The following is a 20201-nucleotide window of genomic DNA, read 5'->3' on the forward strand; positions in this document are numbered from 1 at the left end:
GGTGGTGCTGCCGGGGTCACGGGCTCGCCCGCGACCCCGGCGTTGGTGGGATCAGACCGTCGTGGACGACGCGGAGTCGGGCACTGTCGCGTCGGGAACCTCGTCCTCGCCGCGACCGGGGGTCTTCAGGTTCCACTTGCGGATCACGAAGCGGAACAGGAAGTAGTAGATACCGGCGTACGCGAGCCCGATCGGGATGAGCAGCAGCGGCTTCTCGGCCAGGCCGAAGTTGAGCACGTAGTCGAACGTGCCCGCGCTGAAGGTGAACCCGTCCCTGATCCCGAGGGCGTTCACGAGGGCGAGCGAGGAACCGGTCAGCACCGCGTGGATGAGGTAGAGCGGGAACGCGACGAACATGAAGGAGAACTCGAGGGGCTCCGTGACGCCGGTGAGCATGGCGGTGAGCGCACCGGAGAGCATGATGCCGCCGACGATCTTCTTCTGGGACGGCTTGGCCTCCTGCCAGATGGCGAGGGCTCCGGCCGGCAGCGCGAACATCATGATCGGGAAGAATCCGGTCATGAAGGAGCCGGCGGTCGGGTCGCCGGCGAAGAACCGGGCGATGTCACCGTGCGCGCCGTTGAAGTCGCCGATCACGAACCACATCACCGAGTTGAGGATGTGGTGCAGGCCGACGGGGATGAGCAGCCGGTTGGTCGTGCCGTAGAGGAAGCCGCCCCAGATGTTGTTGGAGGAGACGAACTCGCCGAAGCCGGAGAGACCGGTCGCGAAGGCGGGGTAGACGAAGGCCAGCAGGACGCCGAGAACGAGTGCCGTGCCTGCGGTGACGATCGGAACGAACCGGCGGCCGCCGAAGAAGGCCAGGTAGCTCGGTAGGGAGATCCGGTGGAAGCGCTGCCAGAGCAGGGCGGAGGTGATGCCGATCAGGATGCCGCCGAGCACGCTGTAATTGACCAGCACCTGTTTCCCGCCCGCTGCGGGCAGTCCGAGGACCAGAGGCGACATCGCCTCGCCGACCTTGGAGAAGACGAGGTAGCCGACGACGGCGGCAAGGGCTGTCGATCCGTCGGACTTCTTCGCGAAGCCGATCGCGACGCCGACCGCGAAGAGCAGCGGCAGCGCGTCGAAGAGGGCACCGCCCGCCGAGGCGATCACGGCCGCCCCGGTTTCGAAGCCCGGGATGCGCCCGAGCAGGTCGGGCTGGCCGAGGCGGAGCAAAAGGCCGGCAGCGGGCAGTGCGGCGATCGGCAGCATGAGGCTGCGACCGACTCGTTGAAGTTGCGCGAGGCCGGGGAACGGCCGTTTCGTCCCGGCGTCTACGGTGATGCTGGACATTGATTTCCTCCTGGTGGTGCGTTGTCGGTATGGATGTTGCGTGGGTGGTCTGTGGGTCAGGGCTGGTGCTGCAGGTTGAGCGTCATGTGGATCTGGTAGCGGTCGCCGCGGTACCACGAGGTGACATGTTCGAGGAAGGCGGACCCGGCGGACGACGTCCGACGGAAGACCATCACGGGGGCGTTGGCGGCGATGCCGAGGGTGGCGGCGAGCAGGGCGTCGGCGCCCTCCGCCCAGACGGCCTGTTCCGCGTTGTCGATCCGGAGGCCGTATTCGGTCGCGAACGTCGCGTACAGGGACCGGGTCAGGTCTTTGGCGCCGAGGTCGGGGAGCAGCTCTGCGGGGTAGTAGCCGCGTTCGAGTGCCATCGGCACCCCGTCGGCGAGCCGGAGTCTTTCGATCTCCAGTACCTGGGCGCCCGCGCCGAGTCCGAGGGCGGCCCGTACCGCGAGGGGCGCTTCGACCAACCGGGACGAACGCACGATCGTCGCGGGGACGAGGCCGCGCCGGCGCATGTCCTCCGTGAAGGACGCGAGGTGCAGGTCGCTCTGCACGCGTTCGCCGGCCACGAAGGTGCCCTTGCCCTGCACCCGGTAGAGCACGCCCTCCTCGACGAGCTGGCGGATCGCTTCGCGCACGGTCGAGCGACTGACTCCGTACCGCGTCATGAGCTTCCGCTCCGGCGGGATCGCGGCGTGGGGAGCGAGGCTGGTCTCGACCAGCTCCTCCAGGATCGAGCGCAGCTGGGCGTGCTTGGAGACCGGTCCTGATTCCAGAACCGGGGCCTCATCGATGTCGGTCATCTCGCTGCGTCCTCCGAAAGGTTGGGGTGTGTAGATACCAGCATAGGACCACTTTCGCTTTGTGGTCCGTACTGGTACGATCCAATAGTTCGATGATGAAGCCGCGGCACCCTGCTTGTCAAGACCCCCAGCCGCTCGGGTTCTCCGAGAACACCCGAAACCGAATCAGACAGGGCGCAGACTTGGCTCACGGCCGGAACGCTTCGCGCGTATCCAAGCCGCTGCAGCCGGTTCCCGGCCCACCATCACTGGAGGAAACACCATGAGCACCAAAGCGGAGCAAATCCTCGCCGGCCTCGGCGGATCAGGCAACCTCGTCGAGATCGAGGCGTGCATCACCCGACTGCGCACCGAGGTGAAGGACCCCGCCCTCGTGAACGAGCCTGCGCTCAAGGCGGCCGGCGCCCACGGCGTCTTCCGGTCCGGCACCATCGTCCAGGTCGTCGTCGGACCAGAGGCCGACAACCTCGCCGAAGACATCGAAGACCTCCTGTGAGCCGTGGGGCTCCCGTCGTCCTCGTGACGCCCGTCGTCGTCCTCGCGCCCGTCCCCGGTCGCGCCGTCGGTCTCGCCGAGGTCCCCGATCCCACGTTCGCCCAGGCGATCGTGGGTCCCGGCGCCGCGATCGACCCTCCGCGGGGCATGGTCGACGCGATCGCGCCGATCAGCGGCAAGCTGCTCAAGGTCTTCCCGCACGCCTTTGTGATCCTCTCCCCCGACGGGATCGGCGTCCTCGTCCACCTCGGCATCGACACCGTCGAGCTCCGCGGCGAGGGCTTCACCCTGCGGGCGAAGCAGGGCGATCAGGTCGCAGCCGGCGACGTGATCGTGACCTGGGACTCCGCGGCCGTTGAGGCTGGCGGACGTAATCCCATCGTGCCGGTCATCATCCTCGAGCGCACACACGAGAACATCGCCCTCGCCGATGCCGTCACTGCGGGCGCCGACCTTGCCGCCGGCGACCTCTTCCTCACCGTCACCTCCTGACGGGCTGTTCCGCGAGAGCGGAGAAATGGCCCCTTCGCGCGCAGCGAAGGGGCCATTTTCGTACTCTCGCGGACCGGCATCCGCTGTGAACGCGTGCGGATGCCGCTACACGAGTGATTCCCGCCAGGCCGCGTGCAGCTGGGCGAACCGTCCGGTGCCGTCGATCAGGTCGTCGGGCGCGCCGTCCTCGACGATGATCCCGTGCTCCATCACGAGCACCCGGTCTGCGATCGCGACCGTGGACAGCCGGTGCGCGATGATGACGGCCGTGCGGTCGGCGAGCAGGGTCTGCAGCGCCTGCTGCACGAGCCGCTCGCTCGGGATATCGAGCGAGGACGTCGCCTCGTCGAGGATCAGCACCGCCGGGTCGGCGAGGAAGGCCCTCGCGAACGAGATCAGCTGGCGCTGCCCGGCGGACACCCGGCCACCGCGTTTGTTCACGTCGGTGTCGTATCCGCCGGGAAGGTTCTCGATGAACTCGTGCGCGCCGACGGCACGCGCCGCCGCCACGATTTCGGCGGGAGAGGCGTCCGGTTTGCCGATCGCGATGTTGTCGGCGACCGAACCGCTGAACAGGTACGCCTCCTGGGTGACCATCACGATGGCGCGACGGAGGTCCTTGGGGTGCAGCCGTCGCAGGTCCACCCCGTCGAGCAGCACCTGGCCGTCGGTGGGGTCGTAGAACCGCGCCATCAGCTTCGCGAGCGTCGACTTGCCTGCCCCGGTCGAGCCGACGAGGGCGATCGTCTGCCCGGCGGGAATCGCAAGGTCGAAGGTCGGCAGAATCACCCGGTCGGACTGGTACTCGAAGCGCACCCCGGTGAAGGTGACGGCGCCGCGCGCCTCCCACAGGTCGACGGGGGCAACCGGGTCCGGCACACCGGGGAGTTCCTCGAGCACGCCGGAGATCTTCTCGAGCGCCGCCGCGGCGGACTGGTACGAGTTGTAGAACATCGCCATCTCCTCCATCGGATCGAAGAACCGCCGGGTGTAGAGCAGCGCCGCGAGGAGCGCACCGATCGCGAGCTGCCCGTCGACGACGCGGAATCCGCCGAGCAGGAGCACGACGGCGACCGCGACGTTGCCGATCAGGATGAGGCCGGGGTCGAAGATGCCGAACAGCTGGATCACCCGGCCGTTCACCTTTCGGTAGTCCTCGACGAGCTCGCCGAAGACCTCCTCGTTGCGTCTCTCCGCCCGGAACGCCTTGACGGCGCGGATGCCCGTCATCGTCTCGACGAACTTCACGATCAGGCTCGCCGATGCGGTCCTCGACCGCCGGAACAAGGTCTGCGACCGCACCTGGAACCAGCGGGTGAGCGCGAACAGCGGCACCAGGGACCCGAGCAGCACCAGCCCGCTGACGCCGTCGAGGCTCACGAGCGCGATCGCCGTGAAGGCCATGTACAACACGCCCTGCACGAGCTGGTTGATACCCGAGTCGAGCAGTTCCCGGATCGCGTCGAGGTCGCTGGTCTGCCGGGAGATGATCCGCCCGGAGGTGTACGACTCGTGGAACTCGAGGCTGAGCCGCTGGGTCTGCAGGAACACCCGCTTGCGGAGGTCGATCAGCACTGCCTGGCTGATCCTGGCCGACATCATCGTGTACCAGGCGATGAGGATCGCCCCGATCACGCCGGTGAGGAGGTAGACCCCGCCGGTCGCCGCGAGCGGGAGCCAGTCCTGGGCGAGGAGGGCAGGCAGTCCCTTGTCGATCCCGAACGCGATGAGGGCGGGACCGGCGACCTGGGCCGCGGTCGAGAGCACCACGACGAGCATCGCCGCGGTGACCCGCCAGCGCACCGGGCGGAGCAGGGAACCGAGCAGGCGCAGCGAGCGCGCCCGGATCTGCTTGCTTTCGGACGCGGTGAAATTGTTGCGTTCTTCGCCTTCGACTCCGGTGACGCTCATCGTGCGGCCTCCTCTCGCTCGGTCTGTTCTGTCCGTGCGGCCGATTCGTCCCTGGCGACCTGCCTGGTGGCGTCGCGCCGTTCTTCGTCTTCAAGGCTCGAGATGACGAACCGGTAGTGCTCGTTGGTGCGCAGGAGCTCGGAGTGCCGGCCGACCGCGGTGATCCGGCCGTCCTCGAGCAGGGCGACCCGGTCGGCGAGGGTGACCGTCGACGGCCGGTGCGCGACGATGAGCGCCGTCGTCGAGGCGAGCACCTCGCGGAGGGCGGCCTCGACGAGGGACTCGGTGTCGACGTCGAGCGCGGAAAGCGGGTCGTCGAGCACGAGCACCGCCGGCTTCGCCGCGACCGCGCGGGCGAGCGCGATCCGTTGGCGCTGGCCGCCGGAGAGGCTCATGCCCTCCTCGCCGACGAGGGTGTCGACGCCGTCGGGCAGGTCACGCACGAAGCCGGCCTGCGCGACCTGCAGGGCCTCCTCGAGCGCGGCATCCGCTGCCGCCGACCGCTCGGCGAACTCCGGCCTGCCGAGCAGCACGTTGTCGCGCACGGATGCCGAGAACAGCGTCGCGTCCTCGAACGCCATCGCGAGGTGGCCGCGTAGGTCTTCGCGGCCGAGCGAGCGCACGTCGACACCGTCGAGCGTGACCGCGCCCTGGGTGACGTCGTAGAGGCGGGTGGTGAGTGCGGTGAGGGTGGACTTGCCCGAGCCGGTCAGCCCGACGAGGGCCATGGTCTCCCCCGGCTGCAGCACGAGGTTGACGCCGTCGAGCAGGTCGGGGAAGCGCGCCGGCGAGTCGGGGTAGCGGAAGTGCACGTCCTCGAAGGCGAGTCGGCCGCGCGGCTCGGCGAGCGTGACGGGCCTGTCGGGGTCCGTGATGCTGTTCGGGGCGTCGAGCACGTCGAAGTACCGGTCGGTCGCCGTGCGGGCGTCGAACGTCATCGACAGCAGGAACCCGATCGATTCGACCGGCCAGCGCAGCACGGTCGCCGTCGCGAAGAATGCGACGAGGCCACCGACGCTGAGGTCACCCTGCGCGGCGAGCCAGACTCCGACCACGAGGCAGAGCGCGAACGCGACATCGGGCACCATCAGGAGCCAGAGCCAGATGCCGGCGATCGCGCGCGCCTTCTCGATCTCGGTGCCACGAAGGTCTTCCGCCTGCTGCGAGAAGTTCTTGAGCGCGAAACCGCCGCGCCCGAACGCCTTGAGCACGCGGATGCCGTGCACGGACTCCTCGACGGCCGTCGCGAGGTCGCCGGCCTGGTCCTGGCTGCGCCGGGCCACGACGGAGTACTTCTCCTCGAACAGGTACCCGACGATCCAGAGCGGAATCGAGCAGGCGATGAAAACGACGCCGAGGATCCAGTTCATCGAGACCAGCACGGCGGCGCCGATCACGATCGTGACGATATTGACGACCAGGAGGACCAGGCCGAAGGAGATCCAGCGCCGGATCAGGTTCAGGTCGCTCACCGCGCGGGACAGGAGCTGTCCGCTCGGCCAGCGATCGTGGAAGGAAACCGGCAGGTCCTGCAGGCGCGCGTAGAGCGCGTTCCGCATGCTCGCCTCCACGTGGGTGCCCGGGACCAGCACGAACCAGCGGCGGAGGGCGATCAGGATGGCCTCGAGCACGCCGAGGCCGAGGACGACCAGCACGGCGGGCCAGATTCCGGCGGGGTCCTGACGGGACAGGGCGCCGTCGACGAGGCCCTGCAGCACTTGCGGGATCGCGAGGGCGACGACCGCGGCCAGGAGCGCGGCGATCATGCCCAGCACGAGCCGGGGCAACGCGGGTCGCACGTAGGGGAAGAGGCGCAGCAGGGTGCGCAGCGTGCTCGCGCGCTTCCCGGGCTGCTCAGGGGCCGCCGCCGGTGTGGCAGCAGGTGTGCTGGGTGGCGTCGAGGCGGTCGGTGGGTTCGGAGTCGTGTCCATGGGAGTGGGTGGTGTGGTTTCGATGGGAGTGGTTGGTGTGATCTGGGTCACGAGTAGAGCCTGTTCGGATACATGGTGCCGATGGACGCCAGCGGGGTGCGCTGGGCGTCGAGGAGTCGAAAAAGTCGCGTCGGAGTCGCGTTCGACGGCGGGCGGGAAGCTGGGCGCTTCCATACGGTCGCGACGACGGGACGCCGGTCGCGGGCTGCGGGTTACGGGCGGGGTGCTGGAGGAGGGAGCCGACGCGCGATGCGGATGGAGTGGCTAGGCCGCGTTGTCGTGGACGCCCACGGCAGAGCCAGCGCCGGTGATCGCATTCCCAGCGAGCTGTGGCTGTGCTGTCTGTGTCATGTCGGCCTCCTGAGCGCGTCGAATCCTCGTTGTGCTCCCCGTGTCAGGCAGCCTTCCAGAGTACGACCCCACCGTGCGTCGGCGCAAGCACCTCTTTGAGAGTCAGGTCCGCGGACTCCCGGTCAGCGGATGCGTACGCTCAGGCAGGTGACGCAGCCCTCGAGCTTCTCGAATTCGGAGATGTCGACGGTGACGACGCGGTAACCGCGGGCGGCGAACAGGGCGGCCGAGCGCGGGGCCGCGCTCGACATCAGCACCGCGTCCGGGGCCAGCACAACGACAGCGGTGCCGCACTCCTCCGGGACGGGCAGGAAGGGTTCGAACACCGTCGAGTCGTCGACGAGGGGCGGATAGCCGATCACGGTCGCGTCGGGCATGGCGGTGACGGCGGACTTGAGATGCAGCACCTTGCTGATCGGGACCGCGACGACGGTGTAACCGCGCGGGACCAGGATGTCGCGGAGCTGGTCGATGCCGGCGTCGTTCGTGCGCAGGCTGCGGCCGACGTACACGGTCCGGCCGATCTTGAGTACGTCGCCGCCGTCGAGGGTGCCGGGCAGCGCGAGGCGGTGCACCGGGATGCCGAGGCCGCGGACGGCGGCCTCCGCCCCCGCGGTCTCGTCCCGGCGGCTCGGGGCCCCCGGGCTGGTCAGCACGGCGATGTCGCCGAAGGAGATGACGGCATCCTCGATGAAGACCGAGTCAGGGAGCAGCGGGGCCGGTTCGACCTCGATCACGTCCCAGCCCTCCGCGGCGAGCGCTGCGACGTAGCCGGCCCACTGGGTGCGGGCGAGCCCGAGGTCGACGGGGACGCGCTCGATGTGCGTGAGCTGGCCCTCGGCGAGGTTGTCGGCGGGGCGACGGACCAGGGCGATCCGGCGAGCGGCGGGTTCGAATGCGGGGATGTCCATCCCGACAGTGTATGGGCTCGCCGGGTGCGGCTTCGCCGGCCGCGCGCAGGTGCCCCGCCGGTCAGAGCTTCTGGTCGCTGATCTCCTGGATCGGCATCGAGCGGGTGAATTCCTCGCCGCGGTGCACGGCTTCGGAGTCTCCGGAGAACAGGCCGGGTGCCTCGGTGACGGGGCGTTGTTCCCTCGCGGCGCTCGTGGCCGACGTCGTGGGGCGGCGGGCCGGCTGCCGAACCTCGACGCGGCCGAGCGGGAGTGCGTCCGGGTTCTCGGCGACGAGCCACCCGACGAGGTTCTCCCGCACGATGCAGCGCAGGTCCCAGAGCATCGCGGCGTCCCCGGCCGAGACCAGAACACGGATGCGGACGAAGCCGCCGACGGCATCCGTCACCTGCAGCACGGCAACGCGCCGGTCCCAGAGCTCCGTCTGGGCGACGATCCGGTTCAGTTCCTCGCGCATGGCCCCGGTGCTGACCCTCCAGTCGACGTCGAACTCGACGGAGCCGAGCAGTTCGCTCGTGCGGCGCGTCCAGTTCTGGAACGGCGTCGTCGTGAAATATGTCGAGGGCAGCACCATCCTGCGGTCGTCCCAGATGTGCACGACGATGTAGGTGAGGGTGATCTCCTCGATCCGGCCCCACTCGTTCTCGACGATGACGACGTCGTCGACGCGCAGGGCGTTGCTGAAGGAGAGCTGCATGCCGGCGAAGACGTTGGCGAGGCTCGACTGGGCGGCGAGGCCGGCGACGACGCTCAGGAGACCCGCCGAGGCGAAGAGGCTCGCCCCGACCGCAGCGGCCCCTGGGATGCTGAGCAGCACCGTGCCGATCGCGCAGACGATGACCACGACGACGCTGATCCGGCGGAGCATCCGCAGCTGGGTGCGGACCCGCCTGGCCACCCGGTTGTCCCGCACGTCGATGCGGTACCGCGCGGCGATGACTTCCTCGAAGAAGTACATCAGCGCCGCGACGAGCCAGGTCGCCGCCGCGATGAACAGGGCGCGCATGATGAAGTCGACCGCGAGGGTCAGGTCCGGCGTCGTCGTCAGGTACACGGACGTCACGATCCAGAGGGCGCCGATCAGGATCACAATCCGGAAGGGACGCCGGCACAGGCGGATGAACGCGCGCGCCCAGGCCCGCTTGCGCGCGGCCATCCGGAAGACGAGCGCGGCGACCGCGGTGATCACAAAGGCGCTGATCACCGCGACGACGAACGCGATCAGAAAGGTGGGTTCGATGAAACCGTCGAGCAGCGGCACGGGTGTCCCTTCGACCGGACCGCCGACTAGCGAACCGGACCCTTCCATCGTGCCAGACCCCGCTGGCAGGAGCCTCCGCGGATCAGTGGAAGAAGTGGCGCTCTCCGGTGAAGTACATCGCGACGCCGGCCTCTACGGCAGCGGCGATGACCTCGGGGTCGCGCACCGAACCTCCTGGCTGTACGACCGCGGTGACCCCGGCCTCGAGGAGGACCTGCAGGCCGTCGGCGAACGGGAAGAACGCATCGGAGGCCGCGACGGAGCCGGCGGCCCTGTCCCCGGCGCGCAGCACGGCGAGGTGGCACGAGTCGACCCGGTTGACCTGGCCCATGCCCACGCCGACGGATGCCCCGGAGCGGGCGAGCAGGATCGCGTTCGACTTCACGGACCGGCACGCCTTCCACGCGAACTCGAGGTCGGCGCGGGTGGCCGCGTCGACCTCCTCGCCGGCGGCAAGGGTCCAGGTCGAGGAGTCGAAGTCTTCGAACGAGTCGGTCTCCTGCACGAGCAACCCGCCGGAGATCTGGCGAAGCTCGAGCGAGGAACGGTGGTAGTTCTCCGGAAGCTCGAGCAGGCGGATGTTCTTCTTCTGGCTGAGCAGTTCGAACGCGGCCGGTTCGAAGCCGGGTGCGACGAGCACCTCGGTGAAGATCTGGCTGACGGTCTCGGCCATGCCGAGGGTCACGATGCGGTTGGCCGCGATGACCCCGCCGAATGCGGAGACCGGGTCGCAGTCGTGAGCCCGCTTGTGGGCCGAGGCGATCGCATCCGGCGCCTTGGGGTTGGCCACGGCGATGCCGCACGGGTTGGCGTGCTTGATGATGGCGACGGCCGGTTCGGCGAAGTCGAAGGCCGCGCGCACGGCGGCATCGGCGTCGACGTAATTGTTGTAGGACATCTCCTTGCCGTGGCGCTGCACCGCCTGGGCGATGCCCTCTCCGCCTTCGCCGAGGTAGAGCGCGGCGGCCTGGTGCGAGTTCTCGCCGTAGCGCAGCACGCTGCCGCGGGTGGCCTCGATCGCGAGGGTGCCGGGGAAGGGGCCCTCGTCGTCGAAGGCGGTGCCGATCACGGCATCGAACTCGTCGAGGATGGCCTCATCGAGGGCCTCGGTGTCGTCCTGCCACTGGTCGTAGACGTTCTCGGTGAACCACGCGGAGACGCTCAGGTCGTAGCCGGCCGTGTGCTCGAAGGCGAGCGAGGCGAGCTTGCGGCGCAGCTCGAGCGTCGTTCCCCCTGCGGAGACGGCGGTGACGATCTCGCCGTAGTTCTCCGGGTCGACCACGATCGCGACGTTCGGGTGGTTCTTCGCCGCGGCGCGCACGAGTGCGGGGCCGCCGATGTCGATCTGCTCGATGACCTCGGCAGCGGGTGCGCCGGAGTTCACGGTCTCGACGAAGGGGTAGAGGTTCACCACGACGAGTTCGAAGGGCGCGATGCCGAGCTCGGTGAGCTGGGCCTCGTGGGCGGCGAGCCGCAGGTCGGCGAGGATGCCGGCGTGCACACCGGGGTGCAGGGTCTTGACCCGCCCGTCGAGGGACTCCGGGAAGCCCGTGACGGCGGCGACATCGGTCACGGCGAAGCCCGCGGCACGGATGCTCGCCGCGGTCGACCCCGTCGACACGATTTCGACGCCGGTCGCCACGAGGGCCGCCGCAAGCTCGACCAGGCCGGTCTTGTCGCTCACCGAGATGAGCGCCCGCCGCACCGGGACGACATCGCGTTCGCGGTAAAGGCTCTGGTCGTTGCTGTGCCCGCTCATATCTGGGAGTGCTCCTTGAGGTTCGTGTTTCCGTTGGCGATGTCGAGAACGGCCTGCACGAGCAGGCGCCGTTCGACGATCTTGATCCTGGCGTGCAGGGAGTCCTCGGTGTCGTCCTGAAGCACCGGCACCCGCTCCTGCGCGACGATGGGCCCGTCGTCGACACCGGTGTCGACGACGATGAGGCTGGCTCCGGTCTCGGGGACGCCGGCGGCGAGCGCGTCGCGCACCCCGTGGGCTCCTGGAAATTCGGGCAGGTAGGCCGGATGCGTGTTGAGCAGGTTCGGGGTCAGTGCGGCGACGACCCTGGCGGGCAGGAGACGCATGAAGCCGCTGAGCACCACGAGATCCGGCGTCCATTGCCGGATCACGGCGAGTAGTTCGTCGCCCCACTCCTCGCGCGACTCGAACGAGCTGTACGGAACCGTGAAGGTGGACACGCCGAACTCTTCACCGAGGTCGAGGCCGTCCGCGTCTCTGTCGGCGCCGATCGCGACGACCCGCGCCGGGTACTCGGCGTCCTGGCACGCTTCCAGGAGGGAACGGAGGTTGGATCCCCCGCCGGAAATCAATACGACCAATGACAGCACTGGACGAGCCTATCGTTTGCCGGTCCTCGCCGGTGGGGCCGCGGCGGGGGCCGTGGCGCCGGAGGTGGCCCCGCGCCGCCGGATCGGGGGCGTCAGCATTCCGAGAACAGCGGCGACGCCGACCTCGAGCGCGGCGAAAGCGCCGACCAGCAAGGGGTTCGGCCCGACGTCCACGAGCCGGCCTGGACCGAGGGCCCCTCCGGACCACCAGGCCAGCAATCCGAGGACAATGCCGGCGACGACACCGGCCAGTGCTCCGGTAAGAGCCAGCCGGCCGCGATCGGCGCCGGGCTCGCCCGCACGGTGCTGGCGCTGCCGGGTTGCGAAAGCCGTGAGATAGCCGATCAGAACGGGCACGAGCAGCCCGAGGAACCCGAAGGCGAGGCTGCCGTGCGGGAGCACGCCGAGCAGCGGCAGGCCGGGTACCGGGCCGAGGACGGTGCCGACCGGGGACACGCTCGACCCGATGCCGACGGCGATGCCGGGCCCGACGAACCAGGCCGCCGCCCAGATCACGAGGTTGGGGATGAGCGCGAGCTGGGCGATCGTCAGGGTGATGCCGCCCATCACCCCGGCCTGCACGGTCTCGTAGAGGCCGATGATCGTCGCGAAGTTGCCGAGGATCAGCACGAAGACGGCGAGGGCCGCGACGCCGACCGTTCCGGTCGCGGCGCCGAAGCCGGCACGGAGGGCTCCGGCCAGAACCGAGCGCCATTCGGCGGGCACCTCGGGCAGCCGGGGCAACCGCGGAAGGGCCGGGAGCGCGGGAAGGGCACGCAGCCAGGCCGGACGGCCGGTCGCCGGGCGACCAGGAGCCGGGTGAGCCGGAGCTCCCTGCAGGTGAGGCGCCTGGCCGGCAACCGGATGCTCTGGCGACTCGGTCCGGTGGCGGGCGCCGATGAACACCCCGGCGGCGAACACGGCCGTGGGCAGGAGCACGCCCTGCGGGATCGACGGCTGCAGGGCATCCGTGCCGACGGTGAGGGTGAGCAGGGTCGCGAGCAGCCCATAGACAGGGATCGCGGTCAGGACGCCGGTCCAGCGGTGCGGCGAGTCCGCCGCGCGGCGGCCGGCGTGCCTGCCGAGGAACAGGGCGAGCACGGCGAAGCCGAGGAGCGCGATCGTGAGCGAGAACGGGGCCTCCGCGCCGGGCAGGCCGAGCGCGGCGACGACGGTGGGGTCGAGCTGGACGGCGAGGTCGACGCCGTTGCCGAGCAGCCAGACCGTGACCGAAGCGCGCCAGAAGACGAGCCAGTCGACCGAGAGGCCGTACTGGGTGGCCCACAGGATGGTCAAGGGCACCAGGGAGACGCCCACTCCGATGGCTACGACAATGAGCGCCTCGAGTGCGGCGAGCAGGGCTGTCGTTAAGCGGTTCATCCGGTGGGAGCCTACCTCGCCCGCCTGACCGGCCCGCGCGCCCCCGCCGTGACGCGCGAAAAAAAGGGGGCCCGCCGTGGTGGCGGGCCCCCTCTTCTGGCTCTGCGAGCGGATGCCGGGCTACAGTGCGGCGAGAACCTCGCGCAGCAGGGTCGCGGTCTCGCTCGGCGTCTTGCCGACCTTGACCCCTGCGGCCTCGAGGGCCTCCTTCTTGCCCTGGGCGGTGCCTGCGCCGTCGGAGACGATCGCCCCTGCGTGGCCCATGGTCTTGCCCTCCGGCGCCGTGAAGCCCGCGACGTAGCCGACGACGGGCTTGGTGACGTGCGCCCGGATGTAGTCCGCCGCCTTCTCCTCCGCGTCGCCGCCGATCTCGCCGATCATCACGATCGCGAGGGTCTCCGGGTCGTTCTCGAAGGCCTCGAGGGCGTCGATGTGCGTGGTGCCGATGATCGGGTCGCCGCCGATGCCGATCGCGGTCGAGAAGCCGAGGTCGCGCAGTTCGTACATCATCTGGTAGGTCAGGGTGCCCGACTTGGAGACGAGGCCGACCGGGCCCTTGCCGGTGATGTTCGCCGGCGTGATGCCGACGAGCGCTTCGCCCGGCGTGATGATGCCGGGGCAGTTCGGCCCGATGATGCGGGTCTTGTTGCCCTTGGCCTTGGCGTATGCCCAGAACTCGGCGGAGTCCTGCACCGGGACGCCCTCTGTGATGATGACGAGCAGCGGGATCTCGGCGTCGATGGCTTCGATGACGGCGTCCTTGGTGAAGGCCGGCGGGACGAAGGCGATCGAGACATCCGCCCCGGTCTTCTCGATCGCCTCGGCGACCGAGCCGAAGACGGGCAGTTCGACGTCGCCGTGCACGACGGTGGTGCCGGCCTTGCGGGCGTTGACGCCGCCGACGACCTGGGTGCCTGCCTTGAGCATGAGGGCGGTGTGCTTGGTGCCCTCACCGCCGGTGATGCCCTGGACGATGACCTTGGAGTCCTTGTTGAGGAAGATAGACATGTTCGAAAATCCCTTACTTCGCGGCGTAGGCGAGCTCGGCGGCCTTGGCGGCGCCCTCGTCCATGGTGGCGGCCAAGGTGACCAGCGGGTGGTTGGCCTCGGTGAGGATGCGGCGGCCTTCCTCGACGTTGTTGCCGTCGAGGCGCACGACGAGGGGCTTGTTCGCGGCGCTGCCGAGCTCGGCGAGCGCGCCGACGATGCCGCGGGCGACCGCGTCGCAAGCGGTGATGCCGCCGAAGACGTTGACGAAGACGCTCTTGACCTGCGGGTCGCCGAGGATGACGTCGAGTCCGGCCGCCATGACCTCAGCGGATGCTCCGCCGCCGATGTCGAGGAAGTTGGCCGGCTTGACGCCGCCGAAGTTCTCGCCCGCGTACGCGACCACGTCGAGCGTGGACATCACGAGACCGGCGCCGTTGCCGATCACGCCGACGACACCGTCGAGCTTGACGTAGTTGAGGTCGTTGAGCTTGGCCTTGGCCTCGAGCGGGTCGGCGGCTGCCGCGTCCTCGAGCAGGGCGTGCTTCGGGTGGCGGAAGCCGGCGTTCTCATCGAGGGTGACCTTGCCGTCGAGGGCGATGATGTCGCCTTCTTCGGTCAGGACGAGCGGGTTGACCTCGACGAGAGTCGCGTCCTCGCCCTTGAAAACGTTGTAGAGCTGCACGAAGACCGGGGCGACCTTCTCGACGAGCTCGGCGGGGAACTTCGCCTCGACCGCGATGCGCCGGGCCGTTTCGAGGTCGATCCCGAGGTTCGGGTCGATCGCGACATAGGCGAGCGCCTCGGGCTTCTCGACGGCGAGAACCTCGATTTCGACGCCGCCCTCGTAGCTCGCGAGCGAGAGGTACGAGCGGTTGGACCGGTCGAGCAGCACCGAGAAGTAGAACTCCTGCTTGATGCGCGCGCCGCCGGCGACCATGACCCGGTTGACGGTGTGGCCCTTGATGTCGAGTCCGAGGATCGCCTGGCCGGCCGCGAAGGCGTCGTCGGGGGTCTTGGCGACCTTGACGCCACCCGCCTTGCCGCGACCGCCGACCTTCACCTGGGCCTTGACGACGACGACTCCGCCGAGCTTCTCCGCTGCGGCGCGCACCTCCTCGGGTGTGTCCGCGATGATGCCCGGCAGAACCGGGACTCCATACTGCTCAAACAGGTCTCTTGCCTGATATTCGTAAAGGTCCACGCTGCTTTGTCCAATCCGCGTCTTAGCGTTCCTGCTGGGTACGAGGGGTGTGCCGGCACAGCGTCCGCCATCGAATGTAGCTCGACGTCGAGACAATCTGACCAGTTCAAACTCTAGCGTCCCACATGCCCCTGCCTCGCCAAACCTTCCGGACGGCAGTACCATGCCAGCCACACCCCCCGCCGCCCGGAAGGACCGCGCATGGCCGGACCGTTCAGGACATCCGCTCCCCCGCACGTTCTCGAACTGCGGGTGCACGGCATCAACAACACCTCGCCGTTCGCCCTGCTCGACCTGCCGCCGGACGAGGTCGAGCTCGCCGCCGGCGATGTGCTCGGCAGCTTCTGGACGCCGACTCCAGATTCCCTCCGGCGTCATCGCCGGGCAGCCGATGCCGCGGAGCAGCGCGGCTACGTCCCTCGCCGGATCCGCCGCGAGGCATACTCCTGGGGCGGACTGGTGCGCAGCACCCCCGGTGGGGCCGGGCCGGTCTGGGCGGTCATCGCCGCACTCGCCCGGATCGGCTGGGCCCTGCTGCTCCCGTTCTCGATCGCCAACGCCGCCGCCTGGTGCTGGAGGCTCCCGACCCAGGCGGTGCCGCGCGGCCTCAGCGTCCGGGCCGGGGTCATCCGCCTGTTCGGCGTGCTGCTGACGCTCCTGCTCGTCGCGACGGTCGCGAACCTCGGCATCGACCTGCTCGCCCGGCAATGCTACGTCGACGGGGCGCTGGTCTGCTCCGGGCTGCCCGGCGCGCTCGGCGGCCTCGCCGCGTGGACGACCGGGCAGCGGATGGCCGTCTTCTCGCTCGCGCCGATCGCGATGATCCTCGGGATCTGGCAGCTCTCGAACGGCGCGCGGCTGCGGTATGACGTCGCCGACCGCTATCTCGCCGCCCGGCCGCCAACGGCGGCACGACCGGGCGCCCGCCCGGCGGACGGGCGACCCGGCACGCCGGCCGAAACGCCCCGGCCGCTGCTGGAGTCCCCGCACCTCTGGAATCGGCGCGGTGAAACGCACCGGCTCTCGCTCGCCCACCTCGCGGCCGGGCTGAGCCTCACCTCGCTGCTCTCCTGCGCCGCCCTGGCCGGCGGGGGCGACGGGGTGCGCGCGGGCGCGTCCGGAACGGCGGCGGGCGTCGTCTTCCTGGTCGCGGGGGACCCTGCTCCTGGCCGCCCTCGTGACCGCGGTCTGCACGCGCACCCTTCCCGTCGAGCCCATCGCGCGCACTCCAGGCGCCCGGTGGCACACCGCGCTCGTGCTGCTCGGCATCGTGACACACCTCGCGGCGCTCCTCGTCCTCGGGCTCGCCCCGCCCGCCCCTGGGGACAACGGGGCGGCGACCCCCGGATCGGCCCAGGGCACGGCAGCCGCGGTTGCTTCCGTCTCCCCGGTCTCCTCGATCACGCTGCTCGCACTCCTCGGCGGCATGCTCGCCTGCGTCGTGGCGAGCGCCGTGTTCCGCTACCCCGCCCCGCGCGGCCGGCTCCGGTTCGAAGCGTGGCACGGCCTCGCGCCCGCCGTGTTCCTGACCCTCGCGCTCGCCATCGGGCTCATCCTGTCGAGCCTCCTCACGGTCGGGGTCGGCACCTGGCTGAACGGCGGGGCCGGTGCGAGCGCCCTCCTCGGTGCGCCGACGAATGCCGCAGGGTCGCCGGCGACGCCCCTCCTGACCGTGCCAGGCGTGTACCCGTGGTTCGGCGGGCTCGCGTTCGCGCTCCTCGCCGTCGCGGCGCTCTCCGTTGCCTGCGCCCTGATCCGGCCGCGCCGGGTCGGCCCCCGCGTCGCGGAGTGGAGCCCGGACGACGTCTCGCCCGGGTCCGGCGACGGCACGGGAACGGACGCCGCGGGAGCGGACGGCGGCCACGCGGGAGACCCCGGCTTCGGTGGACCCGACGGCCCGGGCGTCCCCGGTGGCGAGACCCCGATGCCGGCGGGATCCGAGGCCGAACTCGTGACGCTGCTCCGCCCCGTGCGCGACCGCAAGCGCGCGCTCGCGGCTCGCCTGCACCTCGTCGAACCGGTCACCGGGATCGTCGCCTCGGCCGGCTTCCTCGCCCTCTTCGCGACCGAGGTCCTCACCGCCGTCGTGCCCCGGCTACTGCCGGCGGATGCCGCGGCAACGGCACCGGGGTCTGTCCCGACCGGCGGCATCACCGCACCGCCCGGGCTGCTCGCGTGGCTCGACGTGTCGATGGCCGGATGGGCGGGCGTCGCCGTGCTCGTCCTCGCCGGGCTCATCATTCCCCCGGCTCCCGGGCGGGCGACGAGGCCGCTCGCGATCGTCTGGGACCTCGCCTGTTTCCTGCCGCGCGCCGGGCATCCGCTCGGGGCTCCCTGCTACACCGAACGGGCCGTACCCGAAGTCTGCCGCCGGGTGCTCTGGTGGCTGGACGGCAGGGAGGAAGGGACACCACCGCGCCAGCGGGAGGTCGTGCTCGCAGCACACAGCATGGGCGCGGTCGTCGCGGTCGCCGCCCTCTTCTCCCTCGCCGCGCACCCGGACTGGTCGGCGCGGCGGGACCGGGTCACGCTGTTGAGCTTCGGCGTGCAGGTGCGGCCGCACTTCGGGCGGTTCTTTCCCGAGATCCTCGGGCCGGACGTGCTCGGCACCCTGCCCTGCCTGCGCCCCCGGCTGTGGAGCACGGACCCGTGGCTGGCCGACGCGCTGGCGACGCCGCCCGTGCCGGAAGCGGCCTCGCCCGCTGCCGCGTTGCCGGTGCGGCGCTGGATCAGCCTGTGGCGGGCGACCGATCCGCTCGGTTTCCCGGCCTGGTCGAACCGGGCGCCGGGCAACCCGATCGACCGGTTCGCCGATGAGATCGATACGAGCGGGTACACGGGCGCGGTCGGCACCCACGGAGAGTACTACCGCACCCGGCAGTACCACGACGCCCTCGCCGACCTCGCCGGCACCGCCCCTCCCGGCTAGCCTGTGCCGCGCATCCGCCCGCGCGGCCTTCCGCCTCGTGCGCGCCCGTTGCGCCGGTGCCCGCCAGGCATGCCTGGCGCGAAGCGGCGCAACTGGCGCGTTCGGCCGGAGCCGTCGTCGGCCCGGCGGGCGGATGCGGGGATCAGCCGAGCGCGAAGAGGGCGGAGGAGGCGAGGGCGGTGCCGACGCCGATGGACTGCGGCAGCGTGAGGCGTTCCCCGAGGAACGCGATCGACAACAGGATCGTCGCAACCGGATACAGGGCGACCAGCACGCCGACCACGGCGAGGTTGCCGGAGTACAGGGCGATGAGCAGGAGGGCGTCCCCGATGCCGAGCAACACGCCGGCGACCATGCTCCCGGCGATCCAGCGCGGCCCGGCCGACCGAAGCGGACCCAGTGAGAACGGGCGCCGGCCGGCGGACCTGCGGCGCCACATCCCGAGCACCAGGAGGAGCAGGAGACCGAGTGCGATCTCCACGAACGCCGGGACCAGACCTGCGGATCCGGGGGCGAAGGAGAGCGCGACGACGGACAGGCCGAACGCGATCCCGGAACCGATGCCGACGATCCAGGCCTGCCGGGACACCCGCACGCTCCCGTCGCGGCGCGAGGTCGACACCAGCACCGCGCTCGCGAGGGCGAGACCGACGGCGATCCAGGCCACACCCGAGAGCCGCGTGCCGCCCACGGTCGCGACGCCGACCGGCACACCGGCGACCAGGAGGCCGATCACCGGGGAGAGCACGCTCACGGGACCCACGGTGAGCGCCTGGTAGAACAACACGAAGCCGACGACGGCCGCCACCCCCGAGACCGCACCCCAGAACACGGCGCCCTCCGACCAGGTCCCGCCCACGACCAGCAGGCCCGCGACGAGCGCGACCGTCGCCCACAGGTAGGTCAGGGTTGTCGCGGGCATCACTCCGAACCGCCGTGCGCCGAGGGTTCCGAAGAAGTCCGAAACGCCATAGGACAGCGCGGACGCAAGCGTGAGCACGACCACGAGGATCACGAGTCCATCCTCCAGCACGACGGCCCGGCGCGGCAATGCGACGTACGGGATCGACGCACCACGAACGGTCGGGGCGGGGACGATCGGGACGGCGGACAGGGGGACGACAGGATCAGGGCGGACCCGCGCCTCCGCGAGTAGCGCGAAAGCCCCGGGGCTGCTTGACTTCCGGCATGACTGAACTCGACCACGGCATCGAACCGCACGCCCCCGGCCACGCCGAACGGCTCAACTGGCTGCGCGCCGGTGTGCTCGGCGCGAATGACGGCATCGTCTCCGTCGCCGCACTCGTCGTCGGCGTCGCCGCGGCCACGCCGGATTCCGCGGCGATCCTGATCGCCGGAGTCGCGAGCCTCCTCGCCGGGGCGATCTCGATGGCCCTCGGCGAATACGTCTCGGTGAGCAGCCAACGCGACACCGAGCGCACCCTGATCGCCAAGGAACGCTGGGAGCTCGCCAACCTGCCGGAGCAGGAACTCGCCGAGCTCGCCGAGATGTACCGGGCCAAGGGGCTCAGCGTGGAGACGGCCCGACGCGTCGCCGACGAGCTCACCGCGCACGACGCCCTCGCCGCGCATCTCGAGGTGGAACTGCACATCGGCACCGAGGAACTCTCGAACCCGTGGCACGCGGCGTTCGCATCCGCGCTCGCGTTCACCGTCGGTGCGATCCTGCCGCTTCTCGCTGTGCTGCTGCCACCGCCGGCGTGGCGGCTGCCTGCCACGTTCCTGGCCGTAGCGGTCGCCCTCGTGGTCACCGGCTGGCTGAGCGCCTACCTCGGCGGCAGCCCCCGCGGCCGCGCGATCTCGCGTGTCCTCGTCGGAGGCCTGCTCGCCCTCGGCGTGACCTGGGCGATCGGCGGCCTGATCGGCACCTCGGTCTGACC

General features: G+C 70.3%; 17 protein-coding genes. 4 read left to right on the top strand and 13 right to left on the bottom strand.

Annotated features, from left to right (window positions below):
- Positions 1 to 51: 51 nt before the first annotated feature.
- Complete coding sequence (locus E3O50_RS10225) at positions 52 to 1296, bottom strand: PTS transporter subunit EIIC (RefSeq protein WP_134559006.1); 1245 nt, start codon at positions 1294 to 1296, stop codon at positions 52 to 54.
- A 56-nt stretch (positions 1297 to 1352) separates the two neighbouring features.
- Positions 1353 to 2099, bottom strand: coding sequence for a GntR family transcriptional regulator (locus tag E3O50_RS19825; RefSeq protein ID WP_134449969.1), 747 nt, complete (start codon positions 2097 to 2099; stop codon positions 1353 to 1355).
- Between the two features lie 262 nt (positions 2100 to 2361).
- Here E3O50_RS19825 and E3O50_RS10235 point away from each other — a divergent pair, with 262 nt between their 5' ends.
- Both E3O50_RS10235 and E3O50_RS10240 read left to right on the top strand, forming a co-directional pair.
- Entirely contained in the window at positions 2362 to 2595 is a 234-nt protein-coding gene (locus E3O50_RS10235) for a PTS glucose/sucrose transporter subunit IIB (RefSeq protein ID WP_134449968.1), read from the top strand.
- Positions 2592 to 3086, top strand: a complete 495-nt coding sequence (locus E3O50_RS10240) for a PTS glucose transporter subunit IIA (RefSeq protein ID WP_241975333.1) — start codon at positions 2592 to 2594, stop codon at positions 3084 to 3086. Before E3O50_RS10235 ends, E3O50_RS10240 begins: the two co-directional genes overlap by 4 nt.
- 105 nt (positions 3087 to 3191) lie before the next feature.
- Here E3O50_RS10240 and E3O50_RS10245 read toward each other — a convergent pair whose 3' ends face one another.
- From E3O50_RS10245 to E3O50_RS10290, 10 genes are all read right to left on the bottom strand, one after another.
- Positions 3192 to 4997 carry an ABC transporter ATP-binding protein gene (locus E3O50_RS10245; protein WP_134559008.1) on the bottom strand — a complete coding sequence of 602 codons (1806 nt, stop codon included), beginning with the start codon at positions 4995 to 4997 and terminating at the stop codon, positions 3192 to 3194.
- The gene (locus E3O50_RS10250; RefSeq protein ID WP_241975342.1) at positions 4994 to 6763 is read right to left on the bottom strand and encodes an ABC transporter ATP-binding protein; all 1770 of its coding nucleotides are present in this window, start codon (positions 6761 to 6763) and stop codon (positions 4994 to 4996) included. The genes E3O50_RS10245 and E3O50_RS10250 overlap by 4 nt, the downstream gene beginning before the upstream one ends.
- A gap of 638 nt (positions 6764 to 7401) precedes the next feature.
- The gene (gene ddaH, locus E3O50_RS10255; protein ID WP_134559010.1) at positions 7402 to 8190 is read right to left on the bottom strand and encodes a dimethylargininase; all 789 of its coding nucleotides are present in this window, start codon (positions 8188 to 8190) and stop codon (positions 7402 to 7404) included.
- Positions 8191 to 8251: 61 nt separating this feature from the next.
- The gene (locus E3O50_RS10260) at positions 8252 to 9451 is read right to left on the bottom strand and encodes a mechanosensitive ion channel domain-containing protein (protein ID WP_241975334.1); all 1200 of its coding nucleotides are present in this window, start codon (positions 9449 to 9451) and stop codon (positions 8252 to 8254) included.
- 82 nt (positions 9452 to 9533) lie between these two features.
- Positions 9534 to 11210, bottom strand: a complete 1677-nt coding sequence (purH, locus tag E3O50_RS10265; RefSeq protein ID WP_134559014.1) for a bifunctional phosphoribosylaminoimidazolecarboxamide formyltransferase/IMP cyclohydrolase — start codon at positions 11208 to 11210, stop codon at positions 9534 to 9536.
- Positions 11207 to 11800 (bottom strand): phosphoribosylglycinamide formyltransferase, encoded by a 594-nt coding sequence (gene purN / locus E3O50_RS10270; RefSeq protein ID WP_134559016.1) that lies wholly within the window; start codon positions 11798 to 11800, stop codon positions 11207 to 11209. Before purN ends, purH begins: the two co-directional genes overlap by 4 nt.
- 9 nt (positions 11801 to 11809) lie before the next feature.
- Positions 11810 to 13180: a DUF6350 family protein gene (locus E3O50_RS10275; protein ID WP_174774609.1), complete on the bottom strand. Its 1371-nt coding sequence runs from the start codon at positions 13178 to 13180 to the stop codon at positions 11810 to 11812.
- Positions 13181 to 13300: 120 nt separating this feature from the next.
- A complete protein-coding gene (gene sucD / locus E3O50_RS10280; protein ID WP_134449963.1) occupies positions 13301 to 14188 on the bottom strand; it encodes a succinate--CoA ligase subunit alpha in 888 nt (295 codons plus the stop codon).
- Positions 14189 to 14201: 13 nt separating this feature from the next.
- Complete coding sequence (gene sucC, locus E3O50_RS10285) at positions 14202 to 15371, bottom strand: ADP-forming succinate--CoA ligase subunit beta (protein WP_134449962.1); 1170 nt, start codon at positions 15369 to 15371, stop codon at positions 14202 to 14204.
- A gap of 410 nt (positions 15372 to 15781) precedes the next feature.
- Positions 15782 to 16060, bottom strand: a complete 279-nt coding sequence (locus E3O50_RS10290; RefSeq protein WP_134559018.1) for a hypothetical protein — start codon at positions 16058 to 16060, stop codon at positions 15782 to 15784.
- A 488-nt stretch (positions 16061 to 16548) separates the two neighbouring features.
- Between E3O50_RS10290 and E3O50_RS10295 the strand changes: the two genes are divergently transcribed.
- Positions 16549 to 18300, top strand: a complete 1752-nt coding sequence (locus tag E3O50_RS10295; RefSeq protein WP_134559020.1) for a hypothetical protein — start codon at positions 16549 to 16551, stop codon at positions 18298 to 18300.
- 142 nt (positions 18301 to 18442) lie between these two features.
- On the opposite strand, the gene E3O50_RS10300 is transcribed toward E3O50_RS10295, so the two are convergent.
- A complete protein-coding gene (locus E3O50_RS10300) occupies positions 18443 to 19315 on the bottom strand; it encodes an EamA family transporter (RefSeq protein ID WP_134559022.1) in 873 nt (290 codons plus the stop codon).
- 173 nt (positions 19316 to 19488) lie between these two features.
- On the opposite strand from E3O50_RS10300, the gene E3O50_RS10305 reads away from it, so the two are divergent.
- Positions 19489 to 20199 (top strand): VIT family protein, encoded by a 711-nt coding sequence (locus E3O50_RS10305; RefSeq protein ID WP_134449960.1) that lies wholly within the window; start codon positions 19489 to 19491, stop codon positions 20197 to 20199.
- The last annotated feature ends 2 nt before the right edge of the window (positions 20200 to 20201 follow it).

The sequence above is a fragment of the Cryobacterium sp. MDB1-18-1 genome, assembly GCF_004402735.1.
In the GTDB taxonomy this organism is placed as follows: domain Bacteria; phylum Actinomycetota; class Actinomycetes; order Actinomycetales; family Microbacteriaceae; genus Cryobacterium; species Cryobacterium glucosi.

Bases quoted from the DNA above. Each gene is read 5' to 3' on its own strand.
- E3O50_RS10225 (WP_134559006.1), bottom strand. From the start codon at position 1,296: ATGTCCAGCATCACCGTAGACGCCGGGACGAAACGGCCGTTCCCCGGC.
- E3O50_RS19825 (WP_134449969.1), bottom strand. From the start codon at position 2,099: ATGACCGACATCGATGAGGCCCCGGTTCTGGAATCAGGACCGGTCTCC.
- E3O50_RS10235 (WP_134449968.1), top strand. From the start codon at position 2,362: ATGAGCACCAAAGCGGAGCAAATCCTCGCCGGCCTCGGCGGATCAGGC.
- E3O50_RS10245 (WP_134559008.1), bottom strand. From the start codon at position 4,997: ATGAGCGTCACCGGAGTCGAAGGCGAAGAACGCAACAATTTCACCGCG.
- E3O50_RS10250 (WP_241975342.1), bottom strand. From the start codon at position 6,763: ATGATCGCCGCGCTCCTGGCCGCGGTCGTCGCCCTCGCGATCCCGCAA.
- ddaH (WP_134559010.1), bottom strand. From the start codon at position 8,190: ATGGACATCCCCGCATTCGAACCCGCCGCTCGCCGGATCGCCCTGGTC.
- purH (WP_134559014.1), bottom strand. From the start codon at position 11,210: ATGAGCGGGCACAGCAACGACCAGAGCCTTTACCGCGAACGCGATGTC.
- E3O50_RS10275 (WP_174774609.1), bottom strand. From the start codon at position 13,180: ATGAACCGCTTAACGACAGCCCTGCTCGCCGCACTCGAGGCGCTCATT.
- sucD (WP_134449963.1), bottom strand. From the start codon at position 14,188: ATGTCTATCTTCCTCAACAAGGACTCCAAGGTCATCGTCCAGGGCATC.
- E3O50_RS10290 (WP_134559018.1), bottom strand. From the start codon at position 16,060: ATGCCGAGGTTCGCGACCGTCGCGACGAGCAGGAGCGTCAGCAGCACG.
- E3O50_RS10305 (WP_134449960.1), top strand. From the start codon at position 19,489: ATGACTGAACTCGACCACGGCATCGAACCGCACGCCCCCGGCCACGCC.